Here is a 5,618-nt window from a genome sequence, read left to right on the forward strand (position 1 = left end):
ACGTTCTTCCCCTTACCCCAGACGGATTTAGCCTACGGGCTTAGTGATAGGTATGCCAAGAGCCGTATAGCGGTTGAGGATGGCGATGCGGACTTGGATTTCCGCGACTTGCCTTTCGAAGTCCCTCGTCATGAGCGATTGGCCCAGTAGTTTCATACAATGCATCTTGGTTTCGACGCGGCTTCTGCGGTGGTATCCACTCCAGCGTCGCCACACCGTGCGGCCCAGATACCGTTGCGCATGGACCGCATCGTTGCGGGCAATTGCTCCGGCGCTCGTAGGCTTCCAGGGCTTTGCATTCTTGCGTGGCGGGATCACCGCATGGGCATCTCTGGCAGCAATCGCCTCGTGGCATTTGCGGGTGTCATACGCCCCATCTGCGGTAACGTTGCCAATGTCCTGATCGAGCGGGATTTGGGTCAGGAGTTCGGGCAGCATGGGAGCATCACCGATGTTGCTGCTGGTGACTTCGACTGCCCGAACTTCCAGCGTTTCCTCGTCGATACCTATGTGTATCTTGCGCCATATGCGGCGTTTAGAACCGCCATGCTTACGTGCATTCCACTCGCCTTCACCCTCGGCCTTGATCCCCGTGCTATCGATAAGAAGATTCAACGGGCCAGCACCGCCACGATACGGCAGGCTCACGTTCAGCGTTTTCTGGCGGCGGCAAAGAGTGCTGAAGTCCGGTGCTTACCAATCAAGCCCGACCAACCGCAGCAAGCTTTGAACGAACCCAGTTGTCTGGCGGAGCGGCATGCCAAAAAGGACCTTCAGCGTTAGACACGTTTGAATAGCCGCGTCACTGAATTGCTGTTGCCGACCGCGCTTGCCGTTTGGCGGCGGCGCCCACACCATCTCCGGATCAAACCAGATCGACAACGATCCGCGCCGCTTCAAGCTGTCATTGTAAGACGACCAATTCTTGGTCTTATATTTGGTAGGGGACCAGCTGCTCATCCCCTTCAGCTATCACGCTGGATTCATACAGTGAATCCCATCAACCTATTTGTGCAACAAAGCCCACAGAGTTCACAAACTAGATAAACGCAACAAAATACCTTTTGCCCTTTCTGATATTCGCGGCCACGATCGAAGCGAACATGTCGCAAGAGCGCATTGTGGCAACGAAGACGGCACACCGGCTGTTGGAGCGTGTGGGCATCGCAGATCAAGCCGAAAAATACCCCAGTCAGCTTTCCGGCGGGCAGCAGCAGCGCGTAGCACTCGCACGCGCCTTGACGATGGAGCCGCGCTTGATGTTGTTTGATGAGCCCACATCAGCGCTCGACCCCGAAATGATTGGGGAGGTGCTGGACGCCAGGCGTGAATTAGCCCGCGACGGCATGACCATGGTGATTGTCGCCCACGAAATGAGCTTTGCGCGCGAAGTCGCGGATCGGGTCATCTATATTCATCAAGGCGAAATTGTGGAGGAGGGAACGCCGGAAGCAGTTTTTGATGCGCCACAGAACCAACGCACGCAAAGGTTTTTGTCGCGGGTTCTTACACATTAGAAGGCCGAGTGTGGGTATTTGAATGTGTAAGTTTATCGAGATTGCGAATGCGAAAAGCACTGGGGGGTCTTTTGTGCGGTAATCGGCAGTATCGCCATATCTATCACCGTGTTCATCTCGTTGCCATGTGCCATGTGCCAAGAGCCCACGTGCCTAGATAATGTACATAATTAACCCTATAGGTAATTTTTGTAGGAAGGGCGCGCGCGCTACCCTCAAGGGCGACTCTTGTTAAAAACAGTAGTCTAATTAGTGAAAGGAATCGGTATGGGAGCCGTTTACAGCCAGCTGAGTATCACAGAACGACGCAAGATAGAACGCGCCGACACGTATTACGGCTGTTGAAGCGTTATCGTGTGGATGGAGCCGCATCCATTCGGCATAAGTCTCGCGGCAAAACCCCGAACAATCAAATCCATCAGGCCAAACGCGCTTTCGCTTTGACGCTGATCAAAGAAAGCTACGCCGATTTTGGGCCAACCTTTGCAGCTGAGATGTTGACGGTGCGGCAGTGAATGATCCACGATGGCGTCTGGTTGTCACGCAAGACGCGGCGGACAATTCATCAACCAACATCCAGGCGCGAATACTTTGGGAAGTTGATCCAAGTTGACAGCTCAGGTCATCGCAGGTTTGAGGATCGGGGTCCGCCTTGCACCCTGTTCGTGTTTATCGACGACGCCACCAGCATGTGGATGGAACTGCGCTTCGTGCCCTCTGAGAGTATCTGCTGAAGTATCTGCTGAAGTATCTGCTTCGATCAACTGAGTCGACGGCGTTGAGCCGCCCTATCCCTGGAAGCACGACCAGGCCGGGTGTGCTGGTTCATGTCTTGGTCTCTAAATTCGATGCCCATTTGCCGCTCAATCTCCTCAACGAAGGGCGGCTCAGCTGCCCAACATTTAGCCATATTTTAAATATTCAATACAAAATCTTTTTCGAGGGGAGAAACAGAGAAAGTTCCTTTTTCAGTCGAGAACTCTATAGAATAAGAGGGTGTTTAGATGAATAGAATAATAGCTATAAACAAAGCGTCAAATACAAAGCTATTCGATTGGTACAATAACATTTAGAATGTGACCAAAGCGTTAGGCTGCGCAGAAGAATTGGAGCGTGCGTTGGTGGAAGATGCAATGGAAGATGCGCTCTCGGGTTTTCTTAACTGTGCCAATGGCTTGGAAGTGGTTTGGGTTGATATCGCAATACTGGAGCATCAGTTGTTGAACTGGGAGTATCAACAAAAGGCACTTGAGCACTCAGTGCAGTTTGCTTTAGCAGAACTGTTCAAATGACGACGTGTGTTGCGCGCCATTACAAGGCAAAACCAACAAATAAATTCAGAAACTCCCAAATTCTCACTTCATTTTAATCTTCTTAATGTACGTTTTTCTTCAGATATACGAACTAATTCGTATTTCGGATATTTGGATAACACATTATAATAAAGAGACGATAAGTGTTTATAGGTGATATTACGAGCCGCAGGTTTGAAAAGAAGATTTCTATCTTAGATGGGGAGATTGTCCGATCCAGATCAAAATTGGACCGTGTACAAAGTTGGAACCGCGGGTTAGATGACGCCGAGAGGAACTATGTTGCGGGGCTAGAACAAGCTTTAGAACAGAGGGAACTTGAAAAACAGAATTTGAACATATCTTTTGTCGCAAAACTGGCCGCAGTTCTTGAGCAGGTGAACGGGAAAGCCCGGATCGGCGGCCCCGGAACCGGCAAAAGCCATACTGCTACAGCAATTGGTGTGCAGGCGATTGAGCATCACAGGCGAAAGGTCCGCTTCTTCTAGACCGTGGAATTGGTTAATGCACTGGAGCAAGAGAAAGCGCTTGGAAAGGCTGGGAAACTGGCTGAGATGCTGACCAAGGTCGATTTGGTTATCTTAGACGAGCTTGGCTACCTGCCGTTCAGTTCATCTGGTGGGGCATTGCTCTTCCACCTGCTAAGTATGCTCTATGAGCGCACCAGTGTGATCATCACCACCAACCTCAGCTTCTCAGAATGGGCGCAGGTCTTTGGAGACGCAAAGATGACCACCGCTCTCTTGGATCGGCTTACCCACCGCTGCCACATCCTCGAAACTGGAATCGATAGCTACCGCTTCAAGGCCAGCGCTGAGTCTGCAAAGAAAACAGGGAAGGAGACCGAAACATTGACCGCGTCATGAACCACGACGCATAACTGAGGGTGGGTCAAATCTCGGTGAAAATACCGGGTCAGTTCTCAGTGACAATCAACAACCTCAGCGGATTTGCGATGACCCACAGCGACGACCCCGAGCACCCCCTTTGCCCACCCCCTCTTAGCGAGCGCATCGGCGTCATATCCGACACCCACAGCCTCCTCCGCCCCGAGGCGCTGGAGGCCCTAAAAGGCGTCAGCCATATCCTGCACGCTGGCGATATCGGCGATCCCACACATCTCGATGTGCTGGCGCGCATTGCTCCAGTTACGGCCATCCGTGGCAACATTGACTGCGGCGCCTGGGCCGAGGCCTTACCCGAAACGGTAAGCCGCACGCTGAAGGGGCTACGCATCCACATGATCCATGACCGTAACGATTTACAGACCGATCCGGAAGCAAAGGGATGGGACGTCGTGATTTCCGGTCACTCCCACAAGCCTGGTATAGAAGACACTGGCCTCCCTCTTTGGCTGAACCCGGGGGCAGCGGGCCCCCGCCGCTTTCGCCTTCCGATCTCGCTGGCTTTTCTTTGGAAGGAGGCCGGTCGTCCCCGCGCCGTTATCCACCCTCTACTTGTGTGAGCGCGTTGTGTGAAACACGTTTAAGTAGATCAAGAGACGAACAAGACCGAGAATTTCATCAAGCACTATTCAATAAGTGCTGTTAGGGAAACTGGACCTGTCCCGCTTTCGTGCCGCCCCAAGTGCTCGTTTAAGCCACTTTCCGTTCGAAGGCGACGGGGCTTTTCCAGCCCAGTGCTGAGTGGCGTCGCCGTGGGTTGTAGAAGCCGTTGATGTATTCAAAGATCGCCATCTCAGCTTGCCGCCGTGTTTCCCATGACCTGCGCCAAATGAGTTCAGCTTTGATGGTTTTGAAGAAGGTCTCGACGACAGCATTGTCGTAACAATTGCCCTTGCCAGACATCGACACCTTGAAGCCTTGCTGGCGCAGAAGTTTCTGGTAGTCGTGCGAACAATATTGCGACCCGCGATCCGTATGGTGGATGCAGCTCTTGGGCGGTGCCCTGAACGCAATTGCCATCTTCAAAGCCCGTATTGCCAAGTCTCGTTTCATACGGTTGCTGACCGCCCAGCCGATCACGCGCCTTGAATGCAGGTCGAGGATGACAGCCAAATACAGCCATCCCTCACGCGTCCAGACATAGCTGATGTCACCGGCCCATTTCTGGTTCGGTTGGTCAGCCATAAAATCCCGGTCCAGCAGGTTTGGCGCAATATTGAACTTGTGATCACTGTCTGTCGTCACCTTGTGTTTACGGGTTCGCACCACGGATATGCCGTTCTGGCGCATCAAACGACCCACACGGCGGTGACCGATATTCAGGCCGATCTCCTTCAGTTCTTCTGTCATGCGCGGCCTGCCATAGCTGCCCAGGCTGAGACGGGATTGTTCTTTGATGTGCGCCAAGGTGACCAGATCAGACCGCTGTCTGCGGCTGGCAGGACGGCTTCGGAATGCTCGCAAACCGCGCGAACTGACACCGACAACGTGACACAAGCGGTTCACGGGGAAGTGGCTCCGGTGTTCCTCGACAAACCTAAATCTCATTGCTTTAGGCCCGCAAAGAACTGGGTGGCCTTTTTTAGGATTTCCCTCTCCTCCTTGAGAAGACGGTTCTCGCGCCGAAGTCGCTCATTCTCTTGGGCGAGGCTCAAATCCTCTTTCGACACCACGTCTGTGCCTCGGTGCGCGGTGATCCATTTGTTAAGCGTCGACATGCCAACACCCAGATCGTCAGCCACCTGCTTGCGCGTCAGCCCACTCGTCAGTGCGATACGCACCGCATCCTGGCGGAATTCGTCCGTCCGTTTCAGTCCCATAGTTCATCTCCTTTGTTGCAGTAAATGCTATCAAAGGAGCGGCATCAAACTGCGACAGGTCCA

At 52.9% G+C, this 5,618-nt stretch carries 3 protein-coding genes and 4 pseudogenes; 5 read left to right on the forward strand and 2 right to left on the reverse strand.

The window, feature by feature from the left end:
* Window positions 1-27: 27 nt before the first annotated feature.
* A pseudogene (locus tag HTT03_RS08990) lies at window positions 28-960 on the reverse strand (IS5 family transposase).
* Between the two features lie 143 nt (window positions 961-1,103).
* Between HTT03_RS08990 and HTT03_RS08995 the strand changes: the two are divergent.
* The 5 genes and pseudogenes from HTT03_RS08995 to HTT03_RS09010 form a co-directional block, all read left to right on the forward strand.
* Window positions 1,104-1,517, forward strand: a pseudogene (locus HTT03_RS08995) (amino acid ABC transporter ATP-binding protein); the annotation flags it as partial.
* 311 nt (window positions 1,518-1,828) lie between these two features.
* Window positions 1,829-2,242 (forward strand): annotated as a pseudogene (locus HTT03_RS18705) (transposase family protein); the annotation flags it as partial.
* Between the two features lie 351 nt (window positions 2,243-2,593).
* Window positions 2,594-2,809, forward strand: a complete 216-nt coding sequence (locus HTT03_RS09000) for a hypothetical protein (protein ID WP_174859520.1) — start codon at window positions 2,594-2,596, stop codon at window positions 2,807-2,809.
* Between the two features lie 416 nt (window positions 2,810-3,225).
* Window positions 3,226-3,696: pseudogene (locus HTT03_RS09005) on the forward strand (ATP-binding protein); the annotation flags it as partial.
* A 59-nt stretch (window positions 3,697-3,755) separates the two neighbouring features.
* Window positions 3,756-4,295 carry a metallophosphoesterase family protein gene (locus HTT03_RS09010; RefSeq protein ID WP_343035761.1) on the forward strand — a complete coding sequence of 180 codons (540 nt, stop codon included), beginning with the start codon at window positions 3,756-3,758 and terminating at the stop codon, window positions 4,293-4,295.
* Between the two features lie 130 nt (window positions 4,296-4,425).
* Here the strand turns inward: HTT03_RS09010 and HTT03_RS09015 are convergent.
* Window positions 4,426-5,555 (reverse strand): IS3 family transposase gene (locus HTT03_RS09015; protein WP_174858008.1). Its coding sequence is split into 2 segments (ribosomal slippage): window positions 4,426-5,312 and window positions 5,312-5,555, totalling 1,131 coding nucleotides; the frame shifts between segments, so codons are not numbered across the junction.
* Window positions 5,556-5,618: the final 63 nt, after the last annotated feature.

The organism is Sulfitobacter maritimus, assembly GCF_013346665.1.
In the GTDB taxonomy this organism is placed as follows: domain Bacteria; phylum Pseudomonadota; class Alphaproteobacteria; order Rhodobacterales; family Rhodobacteraceae; genus Sulfitobacter; species Sulfitobacter maritimus.